The 12158-nt window shown below is 41.0% G+C and carries 25 protein-coding genes; all 25 read right to left on the reverse strand.

The window, feature by feature from the left end:
- Positions 1-3 precede the first annotated feature (3 nt).
- Positions 4-993 carry a DNA-directed RNA polymerase subunit alpha gene (locus tag BM291_RS02570; RefSeq protein WP_092894618.1) on the reverse strand — a complete coding sequence of 330 codons (990 nt, stop codon included), beginning with the start codon at positions 991-993 and terminating at the stop codon, positions 4-6.
- A 39-nt stretch (positions 994-1032) separates the two neighbouring features.
- On the reverse strand, positions 1033-1638 hold the full coding sequence (gene rpsD / locus BM291_RS02575) for a 30S ribosomal protein S4 (RefSeq protein ID WP_092894619.1): 606 nt from the start codon (positions 1636-1638) through the stop codon (positions 1033-1035).
- Positions 1639-1656: 18 nt separating this feature from the next.
- Positions 1657-2055 carry a 30S ribosomal protein S11 gene (rpsK, locus tag BM291_RS02580; RefSeq protein ID WP_057939435.1) on the reverse strand — a complete coding sequence of 133 codons (399 nt, stop codon included), beginning with the start codon at positions 2053-2055 and terminating at the stop codon, positions 1657-1659.
- Positions 2056-2070: 15 nt separating this feature from the next.
- Positions 2071-2448, reverse strand: coding sequence for a 30S ribosomal protein S13 (gene rpsM, locus BM291_RS02585; RefSeq protein ID WP_092894620.1), 378 nt, complete (start codon positions 2446-2448; stop codon positions 2071-2073).
- A gap of 3 nt (positions 2449-2451) precedes the next feature.
- Positions 2452-2568, reverse strand: coding sequence for a 50S ribosomal protein L36 (gene rpmJ, locus BM291_RS02590; protein WP_092894928.1), 117 nt, complete (start codon positions 2566-2568; stop codon positions 2452-2454).
- A gap of 7 nt (positions 2569-2575) precedes the next feature.
- Positions 2576-2794, reverse strand: coding sequence for a translation initiation factor IF-1 (infA, locus tag BM291_RS02595; RefSeq protein ID WP_057939437.1), 219 nt, complete (start codon positions 2792-2794; stop codon positions 2576-2578).
- Between the two features lies 1 nt (position 2795).
- Positions 2796-3569: a type I methionyl aminopeptidase gene (gene map / locus BM291_RS02600; protein WP_092894621.1), complete on the reverse strand. Its 774-nt coding sequence runs from the start codon at positions 3567-3569 to the stop codon at positions 2796-2798.
- 1 nt (position 3570) lies between these two features.
- Positions 3571-4890, reverse strand: a complete 1320-nt coding sequence (gene secY / locus BM291_RS02605) for a preprotein translocase subunit SecY (protein ID WP_092894622.1) — start codon at positions 4888-4890, stop codon at positions 3571-3573.
- A 4-nt stretch (positions 4891-4894) separates the two neighbouring features.
- The gene (gene rplO, locus BM291_RS02610; RefSeq protein WP_092894623.1) at positions 4895-5341 is read right to left on the reverse strand and encodes a 50S ribosomal protein L15; all 447 of its coding nucleotides are present in this window, start codon (positions 5339-5341) and stop codon (positions 4895-4897) included.
- A gap of 2 nt (positions 5342-5343) precedes the next feature.
- Positions 5344-5523 carry a 50S ribosomal protein L30 gene (gene rpmD, locus BM291_RS02615; protein ID WP_092894624.1) on the reverse strand — a complete coding sequence of 60 codons (180 nt, stop codon included), beginning with the start codon at positions 5521-5523 and terminating at the stop codon, positions 5344-5346.
- 5 nt (positions 5524-5528) lie between these two features.
- The gene (gene rpsE / locus BM291_RS02620; RefSeq protein ID WP_086539679.1) at positions 5529-6047 is read right to left on the reverse strand and encodes a 30S ribosomal protein S5; all 519 of its coding nucleotides are present in this window, start codon (positions 6045-6047) and stop codon (positions 5529-5531) included.
- Positions 6048-6053: 6 nt separating this feature from the next.
- Positions 6054-6404, reverse strand: a complete 351-nt coding sequence (rplR, locus tag BM291_RS02625; RefSeq protein WP_092894625.1) for a 50S ribosomal protein L18 — start codon at positions 6402-6404, stop codon at positions 6054-6056.
- A gap of 6 nt (positions 6405-6410) precedes the next feature.
- Positions 6411-6968, reverse strand: coding sequence for a 50S ribosomal protein L6 (gene rplF, locus BM291_RS02630; protein ID WP_092894626.1), 558 nt, complete (start codon positions 6966-6968; stop codon positions 6411-6413).
- A gap of 9 nt (positions 6969-6977) precedes the next feature.
- The gene (rpsH, locus tag BM291_RS02635; protein WP_092894627.1) at positions 6978-7373 is read right to left on the reverse strand and encodes a 30S ribosomal protein S8; all 396 of its coding nucleotides are present in this window, start codon (positions 7371-7373) and stop codon (positions 6978-6980) included.
- Between the two features lie 82 nt (positions 7374-7455).
- Positions 7456-7725 (reverse strand): 30S ribosomal protein S14, encoded by a 270-nt coding sequence (rpsN, locus tag BM291_RS02640; protein WP_057939446.1) that lies wholly within the window; start codon positions 7723-7725, stop codon positions 7456-7458.
- Positions 7726-7727: 2 nt separating this feature from the next.
- Complete coding sequence (rplE, locus tag BM291_RS02645; RefSeq protein WP_092894628.1) at positions 7728-8288, reverse strand: 50S ribosomal protein L5; 561 nt, start codon at positions 8286-8288, stop codon at positions 7728-7730.
- Positions 8281-8625, reverse strand: a complete 345-nt coding sequence (gene rplX / locus BM291_RS02650) for a 50S ribosomal protein L24 (RefSeq protein ID WP_092894629.1) — start codon at positions 8623-8625, stop codon at positions 8281-8283. The genes rplE and rplX overlap by 8 nt, the downstream gene beginning before the upstream one ends.
- A 2-nt stretch (positions 8626-8627) precedes the next feature.
- Entirely contained in the window at positions 8628-8996 is a 369-nt protein-coding gene (rplN, locus tag BM291_RS02655; RefSeq protein ID WP_086500285.1) for a 50S ribosomal protein L14, read from the reverse strand.
- Between the two features lie 2 nt (positions 8997-8998).
- On the reverse strand, positions 8999-9262 hold the full coding sequence (gene rpsQ / locus BM291_RS02660) for a 30S ribosomal protein S17 (RefSeq protein WP_092894630.1): 264 nt from the start codon (positions 9260-9262) through the stop codon (positions 8999-9001).
- An 18-nt stretch (positions 9263-9280) separates the two neighbouring features.
- Positions 9281-9463: a 50S ribosomal protein L29 gene (rpmC, locus tag BM291_RS02665; RefSeq protein WP_092894631.1), complete on the reverse strand. Its 183-nt coding sequence runs from the start codon at positions 9461-9463 to the stop codon at positions 9281-9283.
- A 5-nt stretch (positions 9464-9468) separates the two neighbouring features.
- Positions 9469-9891 carry a 50S ribosomal protein L16 gene (gene rplP, locus BM291_RS02670; protein WP_092894632.1) on the reverse strand — a complete coding sequence of 141 codons (423 nt, stop codon included), beginning with the start codon at positions 9889-9891 and terminating at the stop codon, positions 9469-9471.
- Between the two features lie 23 nt (positions 9892-9914).
- Entirely contained in the window at positions 9915-10646 is a 732-nt protein-coding gene (rpsC, locus tag BM291_RS02675; RefSeq protein ID WP_057939453.1) for a 30S ribosomal protein S3, read from the reverse strand.
- 9 nt (positions 10647-10655) lie between these two features.
- Positions 10656-11048, reverse strand: a complete 393-nt coding sequence (gene rplV, locus BM291_RS02680; protein WP_092894633.1) for a 50S ribosomal protein L22 — start codon at positions 11046-11048, stop codon at positions 10656-10658.
- Between the two features lie 2 nt (positions 11049-11050).
- Positions 11051-11329: a 30S ribosomal protein S19 gene (gene rpsS / locus BM291_RS02685; protein ID WP_057939455.1), complete on the reverse strand. Its 279-nt coding sequence runs from the start codon at positions 11327-11329 to the stop codon at positions 11051-11053.
- Between the two features lie 2 nt (positions 11330-11331).
- Positions 11332-12156, reverse strand: coding sequence for a 50S ribosomal protein L2 (gene rplB / locus BM291_RS02690; RefSeq protein WP_092894634.1), 825 nt, complete (start codon positions 12154-12156; stop codon positions 11332-11334).
- Positions 12157-12158 lie beyond the last annotated feature (2 nt).

Consider the following 12158-nt stretch of genomic DNA (forward strand, 5'->3'; position numbering starts at 1 on the left):
TATTTATTCTTCATCAAGTTTATACTTAGAAATATCCATCCCGAAGGTTAGACTTTTTTCCTGAATGAGTTGCTCTAGCTCAGCTAGGGATTTCTTACCGAAGTTCCTGAATTTCATCATGTCAGAAATTTCAAGCTTGGCAAGGTCGCCCAAAGTCTTCACGTCAGCAGCTTTAAGACAGTTGAATGCTCTAACCGAAAGGTCAAGGTCACTCAAAGACGTCTTAAGAAGCTTTCTCATGTGCAAGAATTCTTCGTCAATTGGCTCCGGCTCTGCTACTCCTGTTGAATCAAGAACCATAGTCTGGTCAGAGAACAACATAAAGTGTTGGATAAGGATTTTGGCAGATTCCTGAAGGGCTTTTTCCGGGTGGATAGAACCGTCAGTCGAAACTTCCATGATCAATTTTTCGAAGTCAGTTTTCTGCTCTACACGCGTATTTTCAACACTGTATTTCACATTCTTAATAGGAGTGAAAACTGCATCGATAGCGATAGTACCGAAAATCTGCTCTTTTGGTTTGGATTCTTCAGCTGGTAGATACCCTCTTCCCTTTTCCATCGTCAATTCGATCTCAAAGTTTTTGGTCTCGTCTATATGACAGATCACCAACTCTGGGTTCAAGATTTCGAAAGAAGAAGTGAACTTAGCAATGTCCCCTGCAGTGAAAACAGATTGATTTTTAATTTCAACAGTGATTTTTCCGTCAAATGCCTCATGCACCTTCTTGAATCGCACCTGCTTTAGGTTCAAAATAATATCTGTAACGTCTTCAACTACGCCTTCGATGGTCGAAAACTCATGCACTATACCAGGAATCTTGATAGCAGTGATGGCATAACCTTCCAAGGAAGAAAGCAAAATTCTTCTCAGGGCGTTACCGATTGTAACTCCATAGCCTTTTTCCAGTGGTTTGAAAGTGAATAAGCCATGAAAGTCATCGGCTTTTTCCATTACCACTTTTTCGGGCATTTGAAATGCTAGTATGGACATATATCTCGTTCTTTTTTAAAAGCTGAAAATATTAAAATATTACTTAGAGTAAAGTTCGACAATGAGTTGCTCCTTGATATTCTCAGGAATATCATCTCTGCCCGGAACACTGACGAATTTGCCGGTCAACGAAGTGCCATCCCACTCTAACCAGGAATATTTATTAGCACCTCTACCTGCTAGGCTATTAGTGATAGCTTCAAGAGACTTAGATCTTTCTCTTACTGAAACCACATCACCTGGCCTAAGGGTAAACGAAGGAATATTAACTACCTCACCGTTTACAAGCACATGCTTGTGAGAAACTAGTTGTCTAGCACCTCTTCTGGTAGGGGAGATTCCCATTCTATATACCGTGTTATCCAATCTTGCTTCTAGAAGCTGAAGAAGGTTTTCACCGGTAATTCCAGTTTTCCTGGAAGCAATATCAAACATCTTAGCGAATTGTCTCTCCAATACACCGTAGATGTATTTTGCTTTTTGCTTTTCAGCAAGTTGGATCGCATATTCAGACTGCTTTTTTCTTCTACCTCTACCGTGTTGACCAGGAGGATAGTTTTTCTTTGCAAGTGCTTTGCTATGTCCTTCTATAGCTTCGCCAAATTTTCTGGCAATCTTTGCTTTAGGACCTGTATATCTAGCCATTGTATTACAATTTTATAATTAAACTCTTCTACGCTTAGGTGGACGACAGCCGTTGTGCGGCATAGGAGTCACATCGATGATCGTAGTCACATCCAATCCTACATTTTGCAATGTTCTGATCGCTGATTCACGACCAGATCCTGGACCTTTAACAAAAACTTCGATTTTTCTTAAACCTAAGTCGTATGCCACTTGTCCACAGTTCTGTGCGGCCATCTGTGCAGCGTAAGGAGTATTTTTCTTTGAACCTCTGAAACCCATTTTACCGGCAGAAGCCCAAGATATTACTTGACCTGCATTGTTGGTAAGAGAGATAATGATGTTGTTGAAGGATGCTCTGATGTGAGCTTGTCCTACAGCTTCAACCTTTACTACTCTTTTTTTACCTTTTGCTTTATCGTTTCTTTTCTGAGCCATAATCTAAATCAGGTTTTATTTAGTTGCCTTCTTCTTGTTAGCAACTGTTTTTCTCTTACCCTTCCTTGTTCTGGCGTTGTTCTTGGTATGCTGACCACGAACTGGAAGTCCTTTTCTGTGTCTCAAACCTCTGTAGCAACCAATATCCTGTAGTCGCTTGATGTTCAATTGGATCTCTGACTTCAGTACACCTTCGGTTCTGAACTCTTCAGCGATAATGTTACGGATGGAAGTTGACTCATCGTCATCCCACTCACCAGCTTTCTTGTCGAAAGAGATGCCGGCTTTAGTCAAAATAGCCTTGGCTGCACTTCTCCCAATTCCGAAGATATAGGTAAGTCCGATCACGCCACGCTTATTGTCTGGTATATCTACCCCTGCAATTCTAGCCATAATTTAACCTTGTCTTTGTTTAAACTTAGGATTCTTCTTATTGATGACATACAATACTCCTTTTCTACGGATCAACTTGCAGTCAGCACTCCTTTTTTTGATAGATGTTCTTACTTTCATCTCAGTCTTATTTATATCGATATACAATTCTGCCTTTACTCAAATCATAGGGAGACAGTTCCAATTTCACTCGATCACCTGGAAGGATCTTGATATAATTCATTCGCATTTTACCAGAAATATGGGCGATCAACTGATGTCCATTTTCTAATTCAACTTTGAACATCGCATTAGACAATGCTTCCTTAATGGTACCGTCCTGCTCTATTGATGTTTGTTTGGCCATATTAGAATTTAAAATTCTCTTCTATGTATTTATGAGAGGTTAATACCTCTGTTCTATCTTCAAATATCGCAACTGTATGCTCATAATGTGCTGAAGGTTTTCTATCCGCTGTGCGTATAGTCCATCCGTCTCGCTCTTGAACAATATTTCGTGTTCCAAGATTAATCATGGGCTCAATGGCGATCACCATTCCATCTTTCAGTAAAGGGCCACTTCCCTTCTTTCCATAATTGGGAACTTCAGGTGCTTCATGAAGATTTCTACCTAATCCATGTCCGACAAGCTCTCTGACTACCGTGTAGCCCTTTGCTTCTACAAACTTCTGGATGGCATTACCGACATCACCAATTCTATTCCCAAAGACAGCTTGCTCTATTCCAATGTAAAGTGAATCTTTGGTGGCTTTTAATAATGCTTTAACAGCAGAGGAGACCTCACCAATAGGGTATGTATAAGCGGAATCGCTATGAAAACCTTGGTGAAAGACTCCACAATCTACTGAGATTATATCGCCATCTTTCAATTCATATGCACTGGGAAAACCATGTACTACTGTTTCATTAACAGAAATACATAGTGAAGCAGGAAAACAATTGTAGCCCTTAAAAGAAGGAACTCCATTATTATCCCTGATAAACTCCTCAGCAATTTTGTCTAGAAAAGAGGTCTTTACCCCTTCCTTGATATGTTTCGCTACTTCCCCGTGGGCTCTTGCTAGTATATCGGCACTTTCTTTTATTAACTTAACTTCCTCAGAAGTCTTGTACTGAATCATCTTAGGCAACTTGGTAATTTGAAGGATTATTCTTCACATTACCGCTTTTCATCATGCCTTCGTAGTGTCTCATCAACAGGTAACTTTCAATCTGTCTCAAAGTATCCATGATCACCCCTACCATAATAAGTAGAGAAGTACCACCATAGAACTGAGCAAATTCACCACCGACTCCGGATATAATCGCAAGAGCAGGAAGTATAGCTACCGCAGCTAAGAGTATTGATCCCGGAAGTGTAATCTTGGAAATAATTCCGTCGATAAATTCCGAAGTAGGAGCTCCTGGCTTAATACCCGGAACAAACCCTCCATTTCTCTTCATGTCTTCAGCAATCTGCTCAGGGTTAACTGTGATAGCAGTGTAGAAGAATGTGAAAAGAATGATCATTAGTGCGAAGAGCAAGTTGTATTGCCAGGATGTGAAGTCACTGAACGTAGCACCAATATAGTTGGCAATATCATTCTCCGAAGCCCAGATCTGCGCTATAAGAGCAGGAACGAACATCAAAGACTGAGCAAAGATAATCGGCATAACACCAGAAGCATTTACCTTGATAGGTATATACTGTCTCTGTCCACCATACACTTTACCACCTACCACTTGTTTCGCATACTGTACTGGAATTCTTCTTGTAGCTTCTGTCAAGGCAATTACCCCAACTACTACGAAGAACAATACAGCTGCTTCAATAAGAAGTAGCAACATGCCTGAAGTACCTTTCTCAAGACCCTCTGCGATAAGAGCACCTGGGAATCTTGAAATGATACCGATCATAATTAGCATAGAGATACCATTACCTATACCTTTTTCAGTGATCTTCTCTCCAAGCCACATGCAAAACATGGTACCTGCGGAAAGTAAAACCAAAGAACTAAACATAAATAAAGTAGAACTAACCATCACTGCTCCCGTAGGCATAATCGTAGCGGATACATAACCGATACCTTGTGCTATTGTGATCAAGATGGTCAAAACTCGAGTGATCTGGTTGATTCTCTTTCTTCCAGATTCACCCTCTTTTTGCATTTTCTGAAAATATGGTACTCCGACAGTCAATAACTGCAACACAATGGAAGCAGATATATATGGCATAATGCCCAGACCGAAGATGGACGCGTTACTGAACGCTCCACCAAGGAAAGTATCGATCAATCCAAAGATTCCTTCTGGCGCATCTCCTAAACGAGAAGGGTCAACACCTGGAAGAACTATGAACGACCCCAATCTGAATATGATCAGAAAACCGATCGTATTCATGATTCTAACTCTAAGGTCTTCGATAGAGAAAATGTTCTTAACTGTCGAAATAAACTTTTTCATTAAATTAAATTGTGTTTACCGTTCCACCCGCTTTCTCGATAGCTGCTACTGCAGTAGCCGAGAATTTGTGAGCAGTTACGTCTAATTTGGACTTCAATTCACCTCCACCGAGGATTTTGATTTTGTCATTCTTAGATGCGATACCATGAGAAACCATAGTCTCCATGTTTATTGCGTCAAGATTGTACTGCTCGGCAAGGCCTTGCAATGTATCCAAATTAACTGGTTTGAACTCAACTCTGTTCAAGCTTTTAAATCCAAATTTAGGAACTCTTCTCTGAAGTGGCATTTGACCACCTTCAAAACCTAATTTAGACTTATAACCTGATCTTGATTTAGCTCCTTTGTGACCTCTTGTAGAAGTTCCACCTCTACCTGAACCTGTACCTCTACCAATTCTCTTACGATTTTTGGTAGATCCTTCAGCTGGTGTTAATGTATGCAGTTTCATAATTAAGCTTCCTCCACTTTTACAAGGTGATTAACTTTATTTACCATACCTGCAATCTGTGGTGTATTCTCTACGATCACAGATTTGCTGATACGACCTAGACCTAGAGCAGTGATAGTTGCTTTTTGATCTTTTGGTCTATCGATGGTACTTTTCGTTTGCGTGATTTTGATTTTAGCCATGATGATTATCCGTTAAAAACTTTAGACATTTTAACACCTCTCTGTTGTGAAACAGCGATAGCATCTCTTAGCTGAACCAAGGCTTCAATAGTAGCCTTTACCACGTTATGAGGATTAGATGAACCTTTGGATTTAGCAAGTACGTCTGTAACGCCAGCACTCTCCAAAACTGCACGCATTGCTCCACCTGCGATAACGCCGGTACCTGGTGCTGCTGGTTTGATCAAAACAAATCCTCCGCCGAATTTACCAATTTGCTCGTGAGGGATAGTCCCTTTCAAGATTGGCACTTTCACCAAATTCTTTTTTGCATCTTCGATACCCTTAGTGATAGCATCAGTTACTTCATTGGCTTTACCCAATCCGTAACCAACTACACCTTGGCCATCTCCTACTACAACAATTGCAGAAAAAGAGAATCTTCTACCACCTTTTACCACTTTGGCAACTCGGTTGATAGCTACTACTTTTTCTTTTAAATCTGTATCTGTAGCCCTGATAGGCTTTCTTCTTAGTTGAGACATAGCTTATTAAAATTTAAGGCCTCCTTCTCTGGCACCATCTGCCAAAGCTTTCACATTCCCATGATACAAGTAGCCATTTCTGTCAAATACTACGGAGTCTACTCCGTTTGCAACAGCTCTTTCAGCAAGTTTTTTACCTACTTCTTTGGATACTGATACATTAGTGTTAGCCTTTGCTCCCAATTCTTTGGAAGAAGCTTGGGCTAAAGTCTGACCCTTAAGGTCATCAACAAGCTGCGCATATATGCCAGTATTGCTTTTGAAAACTGACAAACGAGGTCTGGAATCTGTACCAGAAATTTTTCTTCTGATACCCTGCTTGATTCTAAGTCTTCTGGAATTCTTATTAAATGCCATAACCTATTATTTTTTACCGGCAGTCTTACCAGCCTTACGTCTAACTTGTTCACCAATGAAGCGCACACCTTTTCCTTTGTAAGGTTCAACCTTACGTAGAGATCTGATTTTCGCTGCCACTTGTCCAATCAATTCTTTATCAATTGACTCCAAAGTAATGATTGGATTTTTACCTTTAGGAGTTTCTGTCTTCAATGATACCTCTTCAGGTAACAGGAAGTAGATACCGTGAGAATAACCAAGATTCAATTCAAGAATCTGACCTTGGTTAGAAGCCTTATAACCTACACCCACAAGCTCAAGATCTTTCTTGTATCCTTCAGAAACACCAATCACCATATTGTTGATTAGTGATCTGTAAAGACCGTGAATAGACTTGTGTCTTTTGGAATCGGTAGGACGCGCAACAACTACTTCGTTGTTTTCTACTTTCACTTGAATATCGGGATTCACATCCTGAGTCAGTGTACCCTTTGGACCTTTAACAGTCACAGTTCCATGAGCTGTGACGTCTACAGTAACACCGCCGGGTATATTTATTGGTTTTTTACCTATTCTAGACATGATAGTAAATTAGTATACGTAGCAAAGAACTTCTCCACCTACACCCTCTGTGCGGGCTTCTTTGTCTGTCATCACACCTTTAGATGTGGAAACGATTGCTATTCCGAGTCCGTTGATTACTCTTGGAAGCTCCGTATGTTTCACATATTTTCTCAAACCTGGCGTACTAACTCTTTTCAAGCTTACGATAGCGTTTTGCTTAGTAACAGGATTGAATTTCAGAGCAATTTTGATTGATCCCTGAGGACCGTTTTCTTCAAACTTGTAATTCTGAATGTATCCTTTTTCGTGCAATACTTTTGTAATCTCTTTCTTGATGTTAGAAGCAGGAATTTCTACGATTCGGTGAGACGCCTTAATGGCGTTTCTCAACCTTGTCAGATAATCAGCTATTGGATCAGTCATTGTATTTTATAGTCTAGCGACACCCGTTTTGGGCGTGCAAAGTTACGAATTGATTTTTATAATAAAAACTACTGTCGTTTTTTTACCAGCTGGACTTAGTCACTCCAGGGATCTTGCCCGCTGAGGCCATTTCTCTGAAGGTTACCCTGTTGATACCGAACTTTCTCATGTAGCCCTTAGGACGACCAGTTAGTTTACATCTGTTGTGAAGTCTAACTGGAGATGCGTTCTTTGGCAATTTATCAAGAGCTTCATAATCACCGGCTGCTTTCAGCGCGGCTCTTCTATCAGCATACTTGGCTACCAGACGCTCTCTTTTTCTCTCACGAGCTTTGATTGACTCTTTTGCCATGACTATTCTTCTTTAGTTTTTTTAACGAAAGGCATTCCGAAAGCCTTGAACAATTCTAGACTTTCCTCATCTGTTTTAGCAGAGGTAACGAATGTAATATCCATACCTGAGATTCTATTGACTTTCTCAATGCTGATCTCAGGGAAGATGATTTGCTCTTGCACACCTAGTGTGTAATTGCCTCTTCCGTCAAAACCTTTATCAGAAATACCTTTGAAATCTCTTACACGTGGAAGTGCAATTGTGATCAAACGATCTAGGAATTCATACATTGTCTGACCTCTCAAAGTAACTTTTGCTCCGATAGGCATTCCTTCTCTCAACTTAAAGTTAGAAACAGAAGTTTTTGCGATAGTCGAAACAGCTCTCTGACCAGTGATCAAAGAAAGCTCTTCTACACCTTGATCGACAAGTTTTTTATCAGCTACAGCAGCACCGATACCTTTGTTGAGAACAATTTTCTCCAACTTAGGCACTTGCATTACTGAAGCATATTGAAACTTCTCTTTCAACGCAGGGACGATTTCGTCCACATATTTTTGCTTGATTCTTGGATTAGCCATTGATTACCTCCCCAGTTTTCTTAGAGTATCTTACTAATTTACCATTTTCACCTTCCTTGCGACCTGTTCTAGTGGCTTCACCAGTCTTAGGATCTACAAGCTTAAGGTTACTAATATGCATTCCAGCTTCTTTCTTATCGATGCCGCCCTGAGGCTTAGCTGCAGTAGGCTTCACGTGTTTAGTGATCATGTTAAGACCCTCAACGATTGCTCTACTTTTTTGCTTATCTACGGAAAGTACTTTCCCTGTTTTGCCTTTGTCATCACCTGCGATCACTTTTACAGTGTCACCAGTTTTGATATGCAGCTTAGTTTGTTTGTTCATTTTTCTTTCCATGATTACAATACTTCAGGGGCCAAAGAAACGATTTTCATGAACTGCTTCTCTCTCAACTCTCTAGCCACAGGGCCGAAGATACGCGTGCCTCTTGGCTCGTCGTTGTTGTTCAATAACACAGCTGCGTTATCTTCGAAACGAATATAAGAACCGTCTTTTCTTCTTATTTCTTTACGAGTACGCACAATTACCGCTCTTGACACGGTACCTTTTTTCATGCTGCTGGAAGAAAGAGCAGATTTTACTGTCACAACGACTTTGTCGCCGATAGAAGCATATCTCTTTTTTGTTCCTCCCAATACGCGGATCACTAGCACCTCTTTGGCACCAGAATTATCCGCTACGCTTAGTCTTGATTCTTGTTGGATCATAATTACTTAGCCCTTTCAATAATTTCAACTACTCTCCAACGCTTGTTCTTACTCAGCGGACGAGTTTCGCTTATTTTTACGAGGTCACCTGGGTTACACTCGTTGGTCTCGTCATGAGCCATAAATTTGGTTGTTTTGGTGACAAACTTACCGTAGATAGCGTGCTTTACGCGACGTTCTATCACTACAGTGATGGACTTGTCCATCTTGTTGCTAACCACCTTACCAACTCTTTCTTTTCGAAGATTTCTCTCTGTCGTAGCCATATTCTTTTTGTTAGCTAGTTATTTGGCAGCCAATGCAGTCTTTAATCTTGCGATAAAGCGCTTGGTCTCGCGGATTCTGTTAGGATTCTCTATAGGAGATATCGAGTGCGCAAACCTAAGTTTGGTTAGACTCTCCTGCTCAGCGACAAGTCGCTCGGCGATTTCACTTACGGAAAGTGAATTGATTTCTGTATTTTTCATAGTGCTTATAATTCAGCGTAATCTCTACGAACAACAAATCTAGTACTTACAGGTAGCTTTTGCTGTGCAAGTCTTAACGCCGCTTGTGCTGTTTCCAGGTTTATACCTGTAGCTTCGAAAAGGATCGTTCCTGGTTTGATAACGGCTACCCAATATTCTGGAGCACCTTTACCTTTACCCATACGAACCTCTGCTGGCTTTTTCGTGATAGGTTTGTCAGGGAAAATTCTGATCCAAACCTGTCCTTCTCTTTTCATTGCTCTCGTCATTGCGATACGAGCTGCCTCGATCTGACGGGATGTTATCCATCCTGGCTCAAGGGACTTGATGCCAAAGTTGCCAAAAGAAAGCGTGTGCCCTCTTTGTGCAATGCCTTTGACACGGCCCTTTTGCATTTTCCTATACTTAGTTCTTTTTGGCTGTAACATGAGTTCTCACTTATGGGTGAAAATTAGTTATTTCTTTTTCTTCGTCTTGGACCATCATTTCTCTTAGGGCCTGCATTACGAGCACCTTTTGGCTCATTCGCTGCACCTTGATTAGGAGAAAGATCTCTCTTACCGTACACTTCACCTTTGAAAATCCAAACTTTGATTCCGATAAGTCCATAAACCGTAAGGGCTTCTGAAAGTGCGTAATCAATATCTGCTCTCAATGTGTGAAGAGGAATTCTTCCTTCTTTGTACATTTCAGAACGGGCCATTTCGGCTCCGCCTAGACGTCCAGAAAGTTTAACTTTGATTCCTTCCGCTCCCACTCGCATGGATGCTGCAATAGCTTGCTTCATAGCTCTTCTAAAAGAAATTCTTGCTTGAAGCTGCTGAGCGATTGATTCACCTACCAATTTCGCATCCAATTCAGGACGCTTGATCTCGAAGATATTAATTTGAATATCCTTATTAGTGATATTCTTAAGCTCTTCTTTCAGTTTATCTACTTCGGCTCCACCTTTACCAATAACAACACCTGGACGGGCAGTATGAATCGTAAGAGTGATTCTCTTAAGCGTACGCTCGATAATCACTTTAGAAATACCTCCCTTAGGAATTCTGGCAAGGACGTACTTACGGATCTTTTGATCTTCGTGTAGTTTTTCAGCAAAGTCTTTCCCACCATACCAGTTGGAATCCCAGCCTTTGACTACACCAAGTCTAAATCCTATTGGGTTGATCTTTTGTCCCATAGTCTGTTCTTAATTTGCCTTTTCGTTTGTTTCTACTACATCAGCGGTAACAGACTGGTCGTTGAATGAATCAACTACTAGGGTTACATGATTTGATCTCTTGCGGATTCTATGGCCTCTACCTTGAGGAGCTGGTCTTAATCTCTTAAGCATTCTACCTTCATCTACCATTAAAGTCTTGATGAAAAGGTCAGCCTCTTCTAATTTGGCATCAGGGTTTTTCGCCTGCCAGTTGGCTACAGCGGAAAGCAACAACTTCTCAAGTCGAATAGCTCCATGATTAGGAGTAAACTTCAAAATGGTAAGTGCCATTCCTACTCTCTTGCCTCTGACAAGGTCAGCCACAAGGCGCATCTTACGCGGAGAGGTAGGTACATTATTTAATTTTGCTAATGCTTCCATGATTATCTCTTTCCTTTATCTTTTTTGGCAATGTGGCCTCTGAAATTTCTGGTAGGAGCAAATTCACCTAGCTTATGACCTACCATGTTGTCTGTTACAAATACTGGAATGAATTTATTCCCATTATGCACAGCGAAGGTATGTCCTACGAAATCTGGAGAAATCATTGATTTTCTTGACCAAGTCTTGATTACCGATTTCTTTCCTGATTCGTTCTGAGCATCCACTTTCTTCACAAGATGGTGCTCGATATAAGGACCTTTTTTTAATGAACGTGCCATAATTATTTAGATCTTTTGCTTACGATGAACTTGTTTGAATACTTCTTAGGAGATCTTGTTTTCTTACCTTTAGACAGTAGACCTTTTCTAGATCTAGGATGCCCTCCAGAAGAACGACCTTCACCACCACCCATTGGGTGATCTACTGGGTTCATCGCAACACCTCTTACACGAGGTCTTGATCCGAGCCATCTTTTACGACCGGCTTTACCCAATACTACGTTCATGTGGTCTCCATTGGAAACAGTTCCAACAGTTGCCATACATGTATTTAGTACAAGTCTCATCTCACCAGATGGAAGTTTTACAGTTACGTATTTCCCATCACGGGCTACGATCTGTGCATAACCTCCAGCACTTCTTACCATTGCGGCACCTTTACCCGGCTTCAATTCCACACAGTGTACAATAGTACCCATTGGAATATTAACCACTGGCATCGCGTTGCCCACTTCTGGAGCAACTTGCTCACCGGAAATCACTGTTTGTCCTACCGACAAACCTTCCGGGGCGATAATGTAGGCCTTAGCACCATCTGCGTAATATAGTAGAGCAAGACGAGCCGTTCTGTTTGGATCATACTCGATAGCTTTCACTGTCGCTGGTATACCAAACTTAGTTCTTTTGAAGTCTACGATACGTAGTCTTCTCTTATGACCACCGCCAATATTGCGGACAGTCATTTTGCCTTCATTATTTCGTCCACCTGACTTCTTTAAAGGAGCAAGAAGAGATTTTTCCGGCCTTGACGCTGTAATCTCGTCAAATGCTGGAGCTACTCTGAATCTTGTCCCTGGAGTTACAGGCTTCAACTTTTTAATTGCCATGA

The sequence above is a fragment of the Algoriphagus aquimarinus genome (assembly GCF_900112005.1).
GTDB classification, from domain to species: domain Bacteria; phylum Bacteroidota; class Bacteroidia; order Cytophagales; family Cyclobacteriaceae; genus Algoriphagus; species Algoriphagus aquimarinus.

What these genes read in the sequence shown, in the direction of transcription:
- BM291_RS02570 (WP_092894618.1), bottom strand. Translation starts at nt 993, where the DNA reads ATGTCCATACTAGCATTTCAAATGCCCGAAAAAGTGGTAATGGAAAAA.
- rpsD (WP_092894619.1), bottom strand. Translation starts at nt 1,638, where the DNA reads ATGGCTAGATATACAGGTCCTAAAGCAAAGATTGCCAGAAAATTTGGC.
- rpsK (WP_057939435.1), bottom strand. Translation starts at nt 2,055, where the DNA reads ATGGCTCAGAAAAGAAACGATAAAGCAAAAGGTAAAAAAAGAGTAGTA.
- rpsM (WP_092894620.1), bottom strand. Translation starts at nt 2,448, where the DNA reads ATGGCTAGAATTGCAGGGGTAGATATACCAGACAATAAGCGTGGCGTG.
- rpmJ (WP_092894928.1), bottom strand. Translation starts at nt 2,568, where the DNA reads ATGAAAGTAAGAACATCTATCAAAAAAAGGAGTGCTGACTGCAAGTTG.
- infA (WP_057939437.1), bottom strand. Translation starts at nt 2,794, where the DNA reads ATGGCCAAACAAACATCAATAGAGCAGGACGGTACCATTAAGGAAGCA.
- map (WP_092894621.1), bottom strand. Translation starts at nt 3,569, where the DNA reads ATGATTCAGTACAAGACTTCTGAGGAAGTTAAGTTAATAAAAGAAAGT.
- secY (WP_092894622.1), bottom strand. Translation starts at nt 4,890, where the DNA reads ATGAAAAAGTTTATTTCGACAGTTAAGAACATTTTCTCTATCGAAGAC.
- rplO (WP_092894623.1), bottom strand. Translation starts at nt 5,341, where the DNA reads ATGAAACTGCATACATTAACACCAGCTGAAGGATCTACCAAAAATCGT.
- rpmD (WP_092894624.1), bottom strand. Translation starts at nt 5,523, where the DNA reads ATGGCTAAAATCAAAATCACGCAAACGAAAAGTACCATCGATAGACCA.
- rpsE (WP_086539679.1), bottom strand. Translation starts at nt 6,047, where the DNA reads ATGTCTCAACTAAGAAGAAAGCCTATCAGGGCTACAGATACAGATTTA.
- rplR (WP_092894625.1), bottom strand. Translation starts at nt 6,404, where the DNA reads ATGGCATTTAATAAGAATTCCAGAAGACTTAGAATCAAGCAGGGTATC.
- rplF (WP_092894626.1), bottom strand. Translation starts at nt 6,968, where the DNA reads ATGTCTAGAATAGGTAAAAAACCAATAAATATACCCGGCGGTGTTACT.
- rpsH (WP_092894627.1), bottom strand. Translation starts at nt 7,373, where the DNA reads ATGACTGATCCAATAGCTGATTATCTGACAAGGTTGAGAAACGCCATT.
- rpsN (WP_057939446.1), bottom strand. Translation starts at nt 7,725, where the DNA reads ATGGCAAAAGAGTCAATCAAAGCTCGTGAGAGAAAAAGAGAGCGTCTG.
- rplE (WP_092894628.1), bottom strand. Translation starts at nt 8,288, where the DNA reads ATGGCTAATCCAAGAATCAAGCAAAAATATGTGGACGAAATCGTCCCT.
- rplX (WP_092894629.1), bottom strand. Translation starts at nt 8,625, where the DNA reads ATGGAAAGAAAAATGAACAAACAAACTAAGCTGCATATCAAAACTGGT.
- rplN (WP_086500285.1), bottom strand. Translation starts at nt 8,996, where the DNA reads ATGATCCAACAAGAATCAAGACTAAGCGTAGCGGATAATTCTGGTGCC.
- rpsQ (WP_092894630.1), bottom strand. Translation starts at nt 9,262, where the DNA reads ATGGCTACGACAGAGAGAAATCTTCGAAAAGAAAGAGTTGGTAAGGTG.
- rpmC (WP_092894631.1), bottom strand. Translation starts at nt 9,463, where the DNA reads ATGAAAAATACAGAAATCAATTCACTTTCCGTAAGTGAAATCGCCGAG.
- rplP (WP_092894632.1), bottom strand. Translation starts at nt 9,891, where the DNA reads ATGTTACAGCCAAAAAGAACTAAGTATAGGAAAATGCAAAAGGGCCGT.
- rpsC (WP_057939453.1), bottom strand. Translation starts at nt 10,646, where the DNA reads ATGGGACAAAAGATCAACCCAATAGGATTTAGACTTGGTGTAGTCAAA.
- rplV (WP_092894633.1), bottom strand. Translation starts at nt 11,048, where the DNA reads ATGGAAGCATTAGCAAAATTAAATAATGTACCTACCTCTCCGCGTAAG.
- rpsS (WP_057939455.1), bottom strand. Translation starts at nt 11,329, where the DNA reads ATGGCACGTTCATTAAAAAAAGGTCCTTATATCGAGCACCATCTTGTG.
- rplB (WP_092894634.1), bottom strand. Translation starts at nt 12,156, where the DNA reads ATGGCAATTAAAAAGTTGAAGCCTGTAACTCCAGGGACAAGATTCAGA.